The 13,496-nt window shown below is 70.7% G+C and carries 12 protein-coding genes and 1 pseudogene; 8 read left to right on the top strand and 5 right to left on the bottom strand.

What is annotated here, in order from left to right; genetic code table 11:
• Positions 1-22 precede the first annotated feature (22 nt).
• Both AOK03_RS34635 and AOK03_RS34630 read left to right on the top strand, forming a co-directional pair.
• On the top strand, positions 23-1,423 hold the full coding sequence (locus tag AOK03_RS34635; protein ID WP_055569350.1) for an 8-oxoguanine deaminase: 1,401 nt from the start codon (positions 23-25) through the stop codon (positions 1,421-1,423).
• A gap of 378 nt (positions 1,424-1,801) precedes the next feature.
• On the top strand, positions 1,802-3,169 hold the full coding sequence (locus AOK03_RS34630) for a nucleobase:cation symporter-2 family protein (RefSeq protein ID WP_055569365.1): 1,368 nt from the start codon (positions 1,802-1,804) through the stop codon (positions 3,167-3,169).
• A 103-nt stretch (positions 3,170-3,272) separates the two neighbouring features.
• On the opposite strand, the gene AOK03_RS45265 is transcribed toward AOK03_RS34630, so the two are convergent.
• Entirely contained in the window at positions 3,273-4,184 is a 912-nt protein-coding gene (locus AOK03_RS45265; protein WP_055569349.1) for a scabin-related ADP-ribosyltransferase, read from the bottom strand.
• Between the two features lie 261 nt (positions 4,185-4,445).
• Here AOK03_RS45265 and AOK03_RS34620 point away from each other — a divergent pair, with 261 nt between their 5' ends.
• The 4 genes from AOK03_RS34620 (at position 4,446) to AOK03_RS34605 (ending at position 7,321) form a co-directional block, all read left to right on the top strand.
• Positions 4,446-5,834 carry a nucleobase:cation symporter-2 family protein gene (locus AOK03_RS34620; RefSeq protein WP_055569348.1) on the top strand — a complete coding sequence of 463 codons (1,389 nt, stop codon included), beginning with the start codon at positions 4,446-4,448 and terminating at the stop codon, positions 5,832-5,834.
• 55 nt (positions 5,835-5,889) lie between these two features.
• The gene (locus AOK03_RS34615) at positions 5,890-6,363 is read left to right on the top strand and encodes an RDD family protein (RefSeq protein WP_244177864.1); all 474 of its coding nucleotides are present in this window, start codon (positions 5,890-5,892) and stop codon (positions 6,361-6,363) included.
• Entirely contained in the window at positions 6,360-6,818 is a 459-nt protein-coding gene (locus AOK03_RS42915; protein ID WP_055569347.1) for a hypothetical protein, read from the top strand. Before AOK03_RS34615 ends, AOK03_RS42915 begins: the two co-directional genes overlap by 4 nt.
• A 116-nt stretch (positions 6,819-6,934) precedes the next feature.
• Positions 6,935-7,321, top strand: coding sequence for an SgcJ/EcaC family oxidoreductase (locus AOK03_RS34605; RefSeq protein WP_244177863.1), 387 nt, complete (start codon positions 6,935-6,937; stop codon positions 7,319-7,321).
• A gap of 66 nt (positions 7,322-7,387) precedes the next feature.
• On the opposite strand, the gene AOK03_RS34600 is transcribed toward AOK03_RS34605, so the two are convergent.
• The 3 genes from AOK03_RS34600 to AOK03_RS34590 form a co-directional block, all read right to left on the bottom strand.
• Positions 7,388-7,816, bottom strand: coding sequence for a nuclear transport factor 2 family protein (locus AOK03_RS34600; protein ID WP_055569346.1), 429 nt, complete (start codon positions 7,814-7,816; stop codon positions 7,388-7,390).
• 18 nt (positions 7,817-7,834) lie between these two features.
• Positions 7,835-8,785 (bottom strand): hypothetical protein, encoded by a 951-nt coding sequence (locus tag AOK03_RS34595; protein WP_055569345.1) that lies wholly within the window; start codon positions 8,783-8,785, stop codon positions 7,835-7,837.
• 156 nt (positions 8,786-8,941) lie between these two features.
• Positions 8,942-9,796, bottom strand: a complete 855-nt coding sequence (locus AOK03_RS34590; protein WP_055569344.1) for a chitosanase — start codon at positions 9,794-9,796, stop codon at positions 8,942-8,944.
• 254 nt (positions 9,797-10,050) lie between these two features.
• Between AOK03_RS34590 and AOK03_RS34585 the strand changes: the two genes are divergently transcribed.
• Entirely contained in the window at positions 10,051-10,698 is a 648-nt protein-coding gene (locus tag AOK03_RS34585) for a DUF4360 domain-containing protein (RefSeq protein ID WP_055569343.1), read from the top strand.
• 107 nt (positions 10,699-10,805) lie between these two features.
• On the opposite strand, the gene AOK03_RS34580 is transcribed toward AOK03_RS34585, so the two are convergent.
• Positions 10,806-13,025, bottom strand: coding sequence for an alpha-N-acetylglucosaminidase (locus tag AOK03_RS34580; RefSeq protein WP_055569342.1), 2,220 nt, complete (start codon positions 13,023-13,025; stop codon positions 10,806-10,808).
• Between the two features lie 241 nt (positions 13,026-13,266).
• On the opposite strand from AOK03_RS34580, the pseudogene AOK03_RS34575 reads away from it, so the two are divergent.
• Positions 13,267-13,496, top strand: a pseudogene (locus tag AOK03_RS34575) (alpha-L-fucosidase); the annotation flags it as partial.

Raw genomic sequence — 13,496 nt, 5'->3', positions numbered from 1 at the left:
CCACACACAGTAAGGAAGCACCATGGCAACCTCGGCAAACCCCAACGGCGCCGTAGAGCGCATCGTCATCGAGAACGCCGCCATCGCGACGGTCGACGCCCAGGACACCGAGTACGCGTCCGGCCACGTCGTCGTCGCGGGCAACAAGATCGAGTCGATCGGCGCCGGCCAGGCCCCCGAGGGCCTGGAGAACGTCGTACGCCGTGTCGACGCCACCGGCCACCTCGTCACCCCCGGCCTGGTCAACACGCACCACCACTTCTACCAGTGGATCACCCGGGGCCTGGCCACCGACCACAACCTGTTCAACTGGCTGGTGGCGCTGTACCCGACGTGGGCGCGCATCGACGAGCAGATGACGTACGCGGCCGCGCAGGGCTCGCTCGGGATGATGGCCCGTGGCGGTGTCACCACCGCCATGGACCACCACTACGTCTTCCCGCAGGGCTCTGGCGACCTCTCCGGTTCCATCATCCGTGCCGCCTCCGAGATGGGCGTCCGCTTCACCCTGGCCCGCGGCTCCATGGACCGCAGCGAGAAGGACGGCGGCCTGCCGCCGGACTTCGCCGTCGAGACCCTCGACGGCGCGCTCGCCGCCACCGAGGAGACCGTCAAGAAGCACCATGACGCGTCCTTCGACGCGATGACGCAGGTCGCCGTCGCGCCCTGCTCGCCCTTCTCCGTCTCCACCGAACTCATGAAGCAGGGAGCCGAGTTGGCGCGCCGCCTCGGAGTACGCCTGCACACGCACGGCAGCGAGACGGTCGAGGAGGAGAAGTTCTGCCACGAGCTGTTCGGCATGGGCCCGACCGACTACTTCGAGTCCACCGGCTGGCTCGGCGAGGACGTGTGGATGGCGCACTGCGTCCACATGAACGACTCCGACATCGCCGCCTTCGCCCGCACCGGCACCGGCGTCGCGCACTGCCCGTCCTCCAACGCGCGGCTCGCGGCCGGTATCGCCCGCGTCCCCGACATGCTCAAGGCGGGCGTCCCCGTCGGCCTCGGCGTCGACGGCACCGCGTCCAACGAGTCCGGCGAGCTCCACACCGAGCTGCGCAACGCCCTGCTGATCAACCGCCTCGGCGCCCACCGGGAAGCCGCCCTGAACGCCCGTCAGGCCCTGCGCCTCGGCACGTACGGCGGCGCGCAGGTCCTCGGCCGCGCCACGCAGATCGGCTCCCTCGAGGCGGGCAAGCTCGCCGACCTGGTGCTCTGGAAGATCGACGGCATCGGACACTCCTCGATCGCCGACCCGGTGACGGCCATCGTCTTCGGTGCGGCCGCGCCGGTCACGCTCTCCCTCGTCAACGGCAAGCCGGTCGTCGAGAACGGCACCCTGCTGCACGCCGACGAGGACGCCATCGCCCGCTCCACCCGGGAGCAGGCCCAGCGCCTCGCGCGCATCGCCGCCGAGAGCTGAACCCGAGAACTCCGGTCGAGGGGGACGGCCCTTGACCGGACTTGAGCAGCCGAGCGGGCTGCTCAAGTGCCGCCCCGGAACGCGGCCCAAAGCTTCGCGTTCCCGGGGCGGTCAGCACTACCTGGGCGCATTTCCCACAACTGCATACCGAGCAAGTCCTTGCACCATGCATCACCTCCCAGAAGCGAAAAGTGCCGGCGGCCCCGCCGGGACCGGAAAACAACCGGAGGAGCCACAGTGGCCACTCAGCCCAGGTTCACCAAGCAAGGCACCACCCCAGGCACCGGCCCAGGTGCCGCCCAGGACCCAGATGGCGACGGGTCCATAGGCGTCGACGGAGCGATACACCCCGTCGACGAGAAGCTCCCCGCCCTGAAGATGGCGACGACCGGCCTCCAGCACGTGGCGGCCATGTACGCGGGCGTCGTCGCGCCGCCGCTCATCGTCGGCGCAGCCATCGGCCTCTCGGCCAAGGACCTCACCTTCCTCACCGGCGCCTGCCTCTTTACGGCGGGCCTAGCCACCTTCCTGCAGACCCTCGGGTTCTGGAAGATCGGCGCCCGGCTGCCGTTCGTCAACGGCGTCACCTTCGCCGGTGTCGCGCCGATGCTCGCGGTCGTCGAGTCGACCGACAACAAGGACGACGCGCTGCCCCTCATCTTCGGCGCGGTGATCGTGGCGGGCGTACTCGGCTTCATCGCCGCCCCGTTCTTCTCGAAGATGATCCGCTTCTTCCCGCCGGTCGTGACCGGCACGGTCATCACCCTCATCGGCATCTCGCTGATGCCGGTCGCCTTCGGCTGGGCGCAGGGGCCCGTCCCCGGCGCCGACGACTACGGCTCGATGAAGAACCTGGGCCTCGCCGGCATCACGCTCGTCATCGTCCTGCTGCTGCGTCGCTTCACCACCGGTTTTGTGAAGCAGATCGCGGTCCTGCTCGGCCTCGTGCTCGGCACGCTCATCGCGATCCCGTTCGGCGTCACGGACTTCGGTCCGGTCGGTGACGCGGACATCGTGGGCTTCCCGACGCCGTTCCACTTCGGCGCACCGCAGTTCGCGGCGGCCGCGATCGTCTCGCTCTGTGTCGTCATGGTCGTCTCGATGACCGAGTCCACCGCCGACATGCTCGCCCTCGGCGAGATCGTGGGCCGTCCCGCCGACGAGAAGACCATCGCCGCGGGTCTGCGCGCCGACACCCTCGGCTCCGCCGTCAGCCCGCTCTTCAACGGCTTCATGTGCAGCGCCTTCGCGCAGAACATCGGCCTGGTCGCGATGACGAAGATCCGCAGCCGCTACGTGGTCGCCGTCGGCGGCGGGTTCCTCGTCCTGATGGGCCTGTGCCCGATGGCCGCCTCGCTCATCGCCGTCGTGCCGCGCCCGGTGCTCGGCGGCGCCGGTGTCGTCCTCTTCGGCTCGGTCGCGGCGAGCGGCATCCAGACGCTGGTCAAGGCGAACCTGGAGAAGGACAACAACGTGCTGATCGTGGCCGTCTCGCTCGCCGTCGGCCTCATCCCGATCGCGGCGCCGGAGTTCTACCACGCGTTCCCGGAGACCGCGAAGATCATCCTCGACTCGGGCATCTCGACCGGCTGTGTGGCGGCCGTGCTGCTGAATCTGGTCTTCAACCACATCGGCAAGGGCCGCGACGAGGACGACGTGACGGCACCGATGGAGCCGGGCGGCGAGATCGCCGAGACGCGCGTGCCGGGTCAGGGCAAGGGCCAGAGCGAGGCGGTGGCGCACTGAGGGCCCGGTTACGGCTCACGGCTCGACCACGCCGTTCCCTCGCGCGGTCAGGTCCCGCGCGAGGGAACGCTCTTTTCCCGGCAGTGCTCGGCCGACGCAGCGCTCAGTCGATGTCCATCGCGTCGTCGCCGCCGCTCTTGACGACCTTGATGACGTTGCCGCCCGCGTCGCACAGCTCGGCACGGACGACGTAACCCGCCTGGATGCCCTTCCAGAAGATGACTTCCTGCTGCTGGGCGAAGGACGTGGTCCCCAGCGTGTCCACCAGGTCGATGCCGCCGGGCGCGTGGATCACGTACCGCCAGCCGCTCCCGTCCGGCTGCCGCGCCCAGTCGGGCACGTACCCGCCCGGGGAGCGGGTGGTGCTGACGAACCCGGTCCTCTGCAGGAGCTTCTGATAGTGCCGCAGGCTGGCAGGCAGCTTCTCGTTCCAGGGCTTGAACCCCTTGCCCATGATCTGGTCGGGCGTCCTGCCGTCCCAGCGGTACAGGGGCTCGTTGTCCTTGCGGTAGCGCAGCGGCGGCACGTCGCGCCCCTGCTTCCTGTCCTCGCGCATCGACTTCACCTTGCCGGGGTCGATGCCGTAGGTGCTGTCCCCGAAACCCGCCGCGGCCTGGGGAGTCGGCGTGGTGGCACGCGGGTACTTGTCGCGCTCGGCCGAGAACGACGGGAAGTCCCACTCGTCGGCCTCCGAGTCGGTGCCCCCGTCCGAGAGCTCCTCGGCGTCGGAGAAGTCCAGCTGGTCGATCTCCATGGCCATCGGGTCCTGGCCGCCCGCACGCTGCACCACGGGCTGTTCGTTCTGCCCGTGGCCGCAGCCTGCGCCGTGCTGGTGCTGCTCCTGGCCCGCGGGCTGCCCGTTCCTGCGGAGCATCTGGACGACGGCCGCGTTGCCCGCCGAACCCTGCAGGGCGAGGAGCCGCTGGAGCGGGGCGTCGGCGGGGGCCGCCGGTCTGCGGGCCGCGTTCCGCGTCTTCGCGGCGTCGTGCGTTCGGGCGTGGTCGTGGTCGCGCAACGGGGCTCCTCAGGTACAGAGACACCCACTCTGCCCATGCAGCGTCTCGCGGGACCAGGCACCGAAGGGCAGTCCCGCGTGCAGTCCTCGTTGTCCGCAGGGTCTTCCGCTGTCGGGGTGCACTGACGTAACGTCGTGGCGCCGCCGACCGTATGGCGGAAGTTACTTTCCAGTCGGATGTGTCCGTCCCGTTCCGCGTCTCATGAACTCCCACGGAACGAGGCCGATTTCCGGCGTCACGCGACGGAAGAAGCGCCACCCATGAGTTCTCACCCGAAGTCCGCCCGTGCCGCGGCAGGTGCCCCCGAGGTCCATCCGGTCGACGAGATCCTGCCGCCGGGCCGCATGCTCGTCGCCAGCCTCCAGCACGTCGCCTCCATGTACGCGGGCGCGGTCTCCGTCCCGCTCGTCGTGGCCGTCGCGGCGAAGATGTCCCCGGGCGACACGGCCGTGCTCATGGGCGGCAGCCTTCTCATGGCGGGCATCGCCACGCTGCTCCAGACCCTCGGCATCGGCAACTTCATCGGCTCACGGCTGCCGTTCGTCAACGGCGTCTCGTTCGCGGGCGTCGGCGTGATGCTGACGATCATCTCGACGCAGGGCGGCGTCGAGGCGGGCATGCCCGTCGTCTTCGGCGCGATCATCGTCTCCAGCCTCTTCGGATTCCTGGTCAGTTCGTACTTCTCACGCCTCGTCCGCTTCTTCCCGCCCGTCGTCACGGGCTCCGTCATCACCCTCATCGGGGTCTCGCTCATCCCCGTCGCGTACGACTGGATCGTCGACGACTCGGCGACCGGCACACCGGAGCCGAAGAGCGTCGGGCTCGCGGGCGCCACGATCCTCGCGATGCTCCTGCTGCAGCGCTTCACGCGCGGCTTCCTCAAGCAGATCAGCATGCTCATCGCGATGGTCCTCGGCACGCTGCTCGCCATACCGATGGGTCTCGCGGACTTCTCCGAGCTGGACGGCGCGGACCCCGTCGGCATCCCGTCCCCGCTGCACTTCGGCGCCCCGGAGTTCAACATCCCCGCCATCATCTCGATGTGCGTCGTGATGCTGGTGATCCTCACCGAGTCGACCGCCGACATGATCGCGCTCGGGAAGATCGTCGAGAAGGACGTCGACGAGAAGACCATCGCCCGCGGCCTGCGCGCCGACGCCCTCGGCTCCGCGCTCAGCCCGCTCTTCAACGCCTTCCACGCCAGCGCGTTCGCCCAGAACATCGGCCTGGTCGTGATCTCCAAGGTGCGCAGCCGCTTCGTCGTCGCGCTGAGCGGCGCCATCCTCGTCCTCATCGGCCTCAGCCCGGCCGCGGCGGCACTCATCTCCGTCGTCCCCATGCCGGTCCTGGCCGCCGTCAGCCTCTTCCTCTTCGGCTCCATCGCGGTCAGCGGCATCCAGACGCTGCTCCAGGCGGACCTGCACCGCGGCGACAACGCCCTGATCGTGGTCGTCACGCTGGGCGCGGGCCTCGCGCCCGCCCTCTCGGACGGCTTCTACGGCGCGTTCCCCGACTGGGCGCAGATCGTCCTCGGCTCCGGGATCTCGACGGGCTGCATCCTCGCCGTGGCCCTCAACCTGGTCTTCAACCACCTGGGTACGAAGGACGGTTCGGCCGGTGCCGAACCCGAGCCGGTGGCGACGCACTGAGGCCGCGGCCTCCCGCGCGCAGGGCCCCGGAGCGGCCTGACTACGCTGAGGCGCCGTGATCCCCCAGTCCTCCCGAACCACTGCCCGGCAGCCGAGCGCGGCGGCGCCCCGACCGCTCCGGACGGCCACCCCGCCCCGCAGGCTCACGGCGTCCGCCGTCGACGCGGCCGTCGCCCTCCTGTGCGGTCTGGCCGCCGCGGCGGCGGTCGGCGTCACGGTCGCCGACGGAGTGGTCGAGGTCCGCGTGCAGTCCCCGGCCACGTGGGCCGCGGCGCTGGGCGCGGCACTCGGCTTCTCCCTCCTGAACCACACCCTGCTCACCCGCCTGACCAGGGCGAGCGTGGGCAAGCTGCTGACGGGCCTGCGCGTGGTCCGCACCTCGGACGCGGGGCGCCCCCGCCTCCTCCCGCTGACCGGCCGCTGGCTGTTCGGCCTCTACTGGATGGTGGTGTTCGTGCCCCTGCACGTCGTGACGGACAGCGATGTGGCGCAGCAGGACGCGGTGGGGCTGCGGCTGGTACGCCGATGAGCGCACCTCCCGGCCCGCCCCGGCTCCCGGGCCTCACCGGCGGCCCGCCCATGAACGGCAGGCAGAAGCTGACCCTGGGGTGCGTCGCCTCGGGCTCCGGGCTCCTCTCGGTGCTTGCGATCGGCGACGCGGTGACGGGCGGCGACCTGACCCGCCCGGCCGTCGCGCCCACCGTGACGGTGACGGTCACCGCGCCCGCCGAGGCGACGTCCACGCGAACGCCTGGCTCCAAGCCCAAGCCCAAGCCCCGGCCCGCACGCAAGGCCACGCCTGCGCCGACGCCGACTCCCACCCGCTCCCGCCCCGCCACAGGCGGCGGCCGCCCCGCGGTCGGCTTCGGCCGCTCCTGCGCCCCGGTGGGCGCCCTCGCGGCCACGCTCGACGGCCGTCCCGCGAAGTGCTTCATGGGCAGGGACGGCCGGGCCCGCTGGGGCTACGACGCGAACCGGGGGTAGGGGCGTCCCGTCGCGGCCTCTCCCTCGCTTGACCTCAAGTCCCCTTGATGTTCGAGGGCGTGGGGCAGGAGATCCGCCCCGGGACGCCCCTACCTCACCTGCACGGGAGAGCCGCCATGCGTACCGACACGCCAACAGCCGCCGATGTCGCCGCCATCCGTCAAGTAGTAGCGGACGCGGGCGAGTTCGAGGACGACGTGGAGCGGTTCATACCGCTGTTCACGGCCGACAGTACGGTCGTGAACTTCGGCGGGCGCCGTGTCGCGGGCCGGGACACGCTGGCCGGGGCGATGCGGCAGGCCCTGGCGTCGCCGCTGGCCGACGTGGTCACCACGCTGGAGGAGGAGAACATCCGCTTCGTCCGGGACGACGTGGCGATCGTCGCCAGCATCAAGCACGTCTCCGACCGGCGGCAGCCGGGGGCCGACGGCGAGTCGGTGGCCCCCTTGCGCGCCTCGTCGGGTCGGCTCACGCACGTACTGGTGTCACGCACGCACTGGTGAAGGAGGGGAACACCTGGCGGATCACCTCGTCCCGGACCACGCCGGTCCTCGGCTGACCGGCCCGGGTCAGGGCCGGTCGTACCAGGAGAAGGCCGCGATGCGCCAGCCCTCCGGGGTGCGGACGAACTGCATGGTCTTCGTGCCGCCGCCCTCGAAGGGCTCGCCGTCCAGGACCCCGGCCTTGCCGTACTCGCCGAACCGGCACGCGATGTCGCCGACGATGTCGGTCCGTTCCGAGATCTCCCACTCGGAGAACTCGACCAGACGGCCGTCGGCGAGCAGCCGCTCGCGGGGCTCGATGAACTCCTCCACGGTGTACGCCGCGTACTGCGGTCCGGTCACGACGATCACACCGCCGGGGAGCATGAGCCGACGGATCCGGGCGACGTCGGCGGCCTTGCCGCCCCGGTTGTCGAAGGCTCCGAAGAACTCGGCTGTCAGCGCGTCGATTTCGGCTTTGGGGCCCTCGGCCCGGGGTATCTCGATCTCGGACATGCCAGGACCGTAACACCGCTACTTGCCGCACACCGAGGCGGAGTTGACCGACCCGCCCGCGTTCTCGTCGTCCGTGCCGAGCAGTGCCTTTCCGCCGGACCCCGGCGCGCACTCGACCGCCTCGATCTTGAATCCCTTGAACTTCCGCACCACGTCGGGGGACTTGTCGACGGACAGCCGCACCTTGCCGGAACGGCTCACGGAGAGCTTGCCCGCGTCGAGGACCGCCGAGGAGAAGGGGCCGTCGTCGCCCGCGTCGGAGGCCGAGCTGATCATCAGGCGGCCCGCCGCGGTGACGGAGATGTCCGAGGCGTGCCGGACGTCGCCGGTCGGATAGGGCGCGCGGAAGCGGGCCGTGGCGACCGGGCCGAAGTCGGCCTCGCCGTACTCGTTGAAGGAGAAGGGCGCGGCGTGCAGCGTCGCGGGACGCTTCTCGCCCGCGCCCCGGTCCGCCCAGACCGCCGCCAGCTTTCCGTGCCGCGCGGTCAGCGCGAAGCTCTCGTAGTCGTCGCCGTCGGCGATCGCGGGCAGCGGAGAGGTGTCCAGGACCTCGGCCTCCGTGCCGGTCACTTTCAGGTGGTAGGCGAGGCCGCGGCTCGCCAGGGCCACGTACTCGTCGGGGGCGCCCGGCACCGCCTCGATCGCCTCCAGGTCTATGGGCTCCGCGGTGCCCGTCCAGGAGAGCGGCTCCACGGCGGCGGGGCGGTCGGCGCCGGTGCCCGCGCGGTAGGTGAGCCGGGCGACGCGGTTCTCGCCGGGCTTCTTGTTGTCGCGTACGACGAGGGCGTGGGTCGCGCCGCGCGCCCGGCCGCCGTCGGTGAGGGCGAGTCCGCTGATGCCGGACTTGATGTCGGCACCGAACCTCTGCCAGCCGCCGTCCGCGGTGGGCGCCGCGGACGCCGTGAGGCCGCCCGCCGACAGGAGGGCGGCCGCGGCGGTCAGCACGATGGTCGTCGTACGGAGGAACATGGAGATCTCTCACCTCGGTGCAGGTCGACTCGGTGCAGGCCGACGGGGTTGACGCGCGTAGAAGGGAAGCTGGCCGGGACCGTACCCAGTTCAACCTTCGGGAGGCAAGAGGTGGCGCGGATGCGCGGGGCGCCGGTGGCGCCCCGCGCATCGGGGCTAGCCGATGTGGAACGGGTCCCCGTAGACCTTCCAGTCCAGCGGCGGGTCCAGGTTGAGGTTCCGCTTCTTCAGGAAGACGCGCTGTGCGGTGTCGACCCGGCTGGTGTCCTCGTGGGCCTCCTCCTGCTTCATCGCCCAGACGCGCGCGTCGAGGAAGGCGTTCAGGTACGTCACCTCGTCGCCGCCCTGGGCCGGCGTCTTGGCCGAGCGCAGCGCCCGCTTGCGGATGTTGTTGAAGCTGGTCGAGTCGCCGCCGTTGCCGTGCATGACGATGGCGTCGTAGTAGCAGAACTGGCCGAGGGTGCCGATGCCGTCCGCCTTGCCCTGCTTGACCGACGGGTTGAAGTAGACGCGGTCGCGCTCGTCGTTCTGCGCCTTGCGGAACTCCGCGTCCGTGTCGGCGGCCCGCTCCCAGTCGGGCTTGAAGTTCGGGTCGAGCCCGTCGTGCGAGTCGGTGCCGTCGACCCTGCGCAGCGCCGGGAGGTACTTCGCGAGGATGTTGCCCGGCTTGCGCTGCGTGTAGAGCTCGACGAGGTCGAGCATGTCGCCGGTGCCGGAACAGAAGCCGATGATGCCCGCGGTGTAGCCGCGGCCGTCGTCGATGTCCTCGCAGTATCGATACTGCTTCTTCCATTCGAGCGAGGAGTTCTCCGCGCTGCAGACGATCTGCATCGCGATCTCCTTCTTCGCCGGGTCGTCGAGTCCGCCGGCCGAGACCAGTGAGGAGAGCTGGGACGCCCCCGCCGACTGCGTGGCGAGCAGCGGGCCCGCCACGGCTGCGGCGCCCATGAAGGCGAGCAGGGTGCGGCGGGAGGGGTGGGTGGTGCGCGGGCCTATGTGGGGGGTCTCCATGGGGGCCTCCAGATCGGGGAGTTCATCGTTCCGCGTACTGTTAGGAAGGTTTCCTACCAGAGATCTGGGGTGACGTATACCCGTCAAGACACGATGAGTTGCGGATTCCGAATGGCCGGACATCGCTCTGTCCGCACGGCCCATTGGTCCATACGATCCCCTCGCTCACGCAATCCGCTCCAGGCACCCGCAATGCGTTCCACGCACCACAGGCACTTCTCCAACCCCCCTCCTCAGAAATGGAACGGAGAACCATGGCCGGTGCACTGCTGCTGAGCGGCGCCCTCGTGGCGCTGTTCGGCTCGACGCTCCCCGCGCAGGACACGACGTCGATCCAGGATCCGCCTCCGGACAAGATCGTGATCGAGGTCGCCACGGTGAACGGATCGGGCTGCCCGCTGGGCACCGCGGCCGTCGCCGTCTCCGAGGACAACACGGCCTTCACCGTGACCTACAGCGACTACCTCGCCAAGGCGGGCGGCGGCGCGGACCCCACCGCGTTCCGCCGGAACTGTCAGCTCAGCCTGATCGTGCACGTCCCCTCGGGCTTCACGTACGCGATCGCGAGCGCGGACTACCGCGGCTACGCCTCGCTGCAGCCCGGCGCGAAAGGCACGGAGAAGGCGTCGTACTACTTCCAGGGCTCGCCCCAGACGGCCGCGATCAGCCATGAGTTCAAGGGCGTCTACAACGACAACTGGCAGGCCACCGACACGACGGACTGGGCCCAGCTCGTCTGGGCGCCGTGCGGCGTGAAGCGGAACTTCAACATCAACACGGAGCTGCGTGTCGACCTGGGGACGTCCGATCCCGCGAAGTCCAGCTTCATGACGATGGACTCGACGGACGGCGACATCAGCACGATCTATCACGTGGCGTGGAAGGAGTGTCCCCGCGCCTGAGGCGTGCGGTCGGCGGCGTCCCCCGTGCCGGGTCGGTTCGGGGGACGCCGGTGTCCGTCCGCGGTCCGCGGGGCCGTCGGCGCTTGTCGCGCAGTTCCCCGGGCCCCTTAAGAAGGGGCGCTCAGGTGGGCCTGGACCTGTCGTGCCACGCCGTACGTGTCGCCCTTCGGGCGGGTCGCCAAGCGTCCCGGATCCCGGATCCACGCGTCCTCGACGGCGAACCAGTCGACCTTCTCGGGGGCGCGCCCCTCGGTGAGGGAGGCCCGGAGTTCCTTGAAGCAGCGGTCCCAGCGCAGCCGGTACAGGCCGCCGACCAGCCCCGCCCATTCGCGGTTCGCGTAGTCGCGCAGCCCCGCGTCGGCGCCGGAGCGGGTGCCCCACACCGTCACCAGCGAGAGCTGGTCGTACGCGAGCCGGTCCCGCTCCTCCCGGTCTGCGCCCCACGCGCGGGCGTCCGCGACCCAACGGCCCAGCAGATGGCGGGAGTCGGTGGCCAGCAGACGGTCGAGCAGGTCGATCAGGGCGAGCCACTCCCGGGTGAGGCGGTCGAAGCGGTCGGCGTCCCCGGCGTCGTACGCCTCCTTGATGTGCGGCAGCAGGACGCGGCTGCGGTTGGAGAGGGCCTGCCGGGCGACGTCGAGCAGGTCGCGGCGGTACGCGGAGGAGGTCCGCAACCCGGCCCGCACTGCGAGGAGTTCGCCGAGCGCCGGTTCGAAGTCCGCCGCCTCGTAACGCAGTTTCTTGGGTGACCAGGACGCCGCCGAGGTCGCCGCGAGGTCGGGCCGGGCGCCGAAGAGTCCGTCGGCGCCCTCGGCCCACTCGTCGGCGCGGGTCGTTCCGTAGGCCGTGCGGCGCAGGACGTCCCAGGCGGCCGCCGCGTGCGGATCGGCGGCGCCGTAACGGAAGGCCGACCACTGGCGGAACCAGGCTTCGAGGTCCAAGTCGCCCTTGCGCCAGGCCAGTTCCGAGAACAGCTCGAAGGCGGCGGGGTTGTTGTCTGCCGCCTCGGGCATCAGGGAGATTCCGGTGAGCGCGCTGCCCTCCTTGGTGCGCCACTTCTCGAACAGGTCCGCCCAGTCGGGGGTGTTGGCGCCGAGCGTCGTGTGGCCGCCGAAGTTCCAGATGGAGCCGAACGTATAAGGCGTCGAGCCCCAGTCGGACTCGCGGTCGGTGACGTTCGGGAAGCGGTCGGAGAGGCCGTCGACGACGAGCATCCGCTTCTTGTCGACGGCGTCGGTGATGGCCTTCGGCGGATTGTGCTGCCAGCCGAGAATCACCCAGGTGGCGCCGGGGTGCGCGGTCCGCAGCGCCTTCTCGACGCCCTGTGCCGCGTCGCCGACCGGCACGTCGCCGGGCTTTCCGCCCTCGTGGAGGAGGTCCATCTTGTACATCGTGGTCGGGCCGAACAGCTCGTCCTGTGCGCGGTAGAACGCGGCGGCCACGCGCGAGAAGTGGCCGGTGCGCGGATCCAGCCAGTCCGGTCGCGTGAAGCCGACCCAGTCGCCCTGGGGAACGGTCCGCGCGCCCGGGTTCCGCGCCTCGAAACCGGGCGGCACGGTCCCGAAGTAGCCCGGCAGGACCGGTGTCATGCCGAGGTCGCGCAGCCGGTCGCAGATGCGGCGGCCCAACCGGGCGCGGGCGTCGAGGAGTTGGCGGGAGACCGGATGCGGGAACGACGACATGTTCTGCAGCAGCCACCACGGCTGGTGGGCGGGGGCGGGTATCCAGGACCGCAGTTCGTCGTCCGAGTACCCGAACTCCTGGAAGGCGCGGTGGTACACGGCGTCCGCGCCCGCGTACACGAGGACTTCGTTGTAGCCGTGGAGCGCGAGCACGTCGATCTCGCGCTGCCAGTAGTCCCAGTCGTGGTACGCCCCGGTGTAGCCGTCGTTGGTGTCGTTGAGGACGAAGCGGTGCGGGGTGTTGGCCGCTCCTGCGAGGGGTGCTTCGGGTGCGGGGAGACGGTCGGGGAGGTGGTCGGTGCTGCTGCCCGCCCAGGTGATGCTGGCGTGCGTGACGTGCTTCAAGTAGTGGTGCAGGCCGGTGAGTTGGGTGGCCGGTCCGGTCGCGGTGACGGTGATGCGGCCGGGGCGCCCGGTGATCTGGAAGGAGTCCTCGCCGCCCGCCTTCCGGGGGGCGGTCCTGAACTCGATCTGGTCCCAGTGGCGGGGGAGCAGGCGCCGGGCGGCCTCGGCGGCGGCGGTGCGGCGCGGCGTGGGCGCGCCGTCGGTGACCGCGCCGTCGGCGGTGGCGCCGGAACAGGCGACGGCGGCGACACCCGCCGTGCCGGCGAGGCCGGTGAGGAAGGTGCGGCGGTGCAGGGGCATACGGGCTCCGTCGGTCGGATGGGGGTGCGGGCGCGCGGTGCATACCGGAGGTCTCTTCCCCCGTACGCCCCCTGCTTCTAACCGTCACCACGGCGCATCTCAGTCATCGGATCGATCCGAGCTCTCGGAGTCGAATATGGGCCAGGTGATGCGAGTTGGAGCCATTGACATCCGATGTATTCCTCCCTACGTTCCCGTGCGACCCCCCAACCCAGGGAACAGGAACATCGGGAGCCGCCCCATGCGCCACAGAGCCACTGGACTCGCCCTGCTCCTCGCCGCCGCCCTCGCGGGCACGGCCGTCCCGGCCGCGACGGCGGTGCCGACCGCGCCCGCCGCCGACGCCCCCACCCCCGCCCCGAAGCCGCCGCGGATCGCGGGCCCCGGCACCGACCACGCGTCGGACGACCCCTTCACCGCCGACCGCACCAACTGGTTCCGTCAGGACCGGTTCGGCATGTTCATCCACTT

This window comes from Streptomyces atriruber, assembly GCF_001418325.1.
GTDB classification, from domain to species: Bacteria; Actinomycetota; Actinomycetes; order Streptomycetales; family Streptomycetaceae; genus Streptomyces; species Streptomyces atriruber.
This window is presented reverse-complemented; position numbering and strand designations above follow the sequence as displayed.

What these genes read in the sequence shown, in the direction of transcription:
- AOK03_RS34635 (WP_055569350.1), top strand. Translation starts at nt 23, where the DNA reads ATGGCAACCTCGGCAAACCCCAACGGCGCCGTAGAGCGCATCGTCATC.
- AOK03_RS34630 (WP_055569365.1), top strand. Translation starts at nt 1,802, where the DNA reads ATGGCGACGACCGGCCTCCAGCACGTGGCGGCCATGTACGCGGGCGTC.
- AOK03_RS34620 (WP_055569348.1), top strand. Translation starts at nt 4,446, where the DNA reads ATGAGTTCTCACCCGAAGTCCGCCCGTGCCGCGGCAGGTGCCCCCGAG.
- AOK03_RS42915 (WP_055569347.1), top strand. Translation starts at nt 6,360, where the DNA reads ATGAGCGCACCTCCCGGCCCGCCCCGGCTCCCGGGCCTCACCGGCGGC.
- AOK03_RS34605 (WP_244177863.1), top strand. Translation starts at nt 6,935, where the DNA reads ATGCGTACCGACACGCCAACAGCCGCCGATGTCGCCGCCATCCGTCAA.
- AOK03_RS34600 (WP_055569346.1), bottom strand. Translation starts at nt 7,816, where the DNA reads ATGTCCGAGATCGAGATACCCCGGGCCGAGGGCCCCAAAGCCGAAATC.
- AOK03_RS34595 (WP_055569345.1), bottom strand. Translation starts at nt 8,785, where the DNA reads ATGTTCCTCCGTACGACGACCATCGTGCTGACCGCCGCGGCCGCCCTC.
- AOK03_RS34590 (WP_055569344.1), bottom strand. Translation starts at nt 9,796, where the DNA reads ATGGAGACCCCCCACATAGGCCCGCGCACCACCCACCCCTCCCGCCGC.
- AOK03_RS34585 (WP_055569343.1), top strand. Translation starts at nt 10,051, where the DNA reads ATGGCCGGTGCACTGCTGCTGAGCGGCGCCCTCGTGGCGCTGTTCGGC.
- AOK03_RS34580 (WP_055569342.1), bottom strand. Translation starts at nt 13,025, where the DNA reads ATGCCCCTGCACCGCCGCACCTTCCTCACCGGCCTCGCCGGCACGGCG.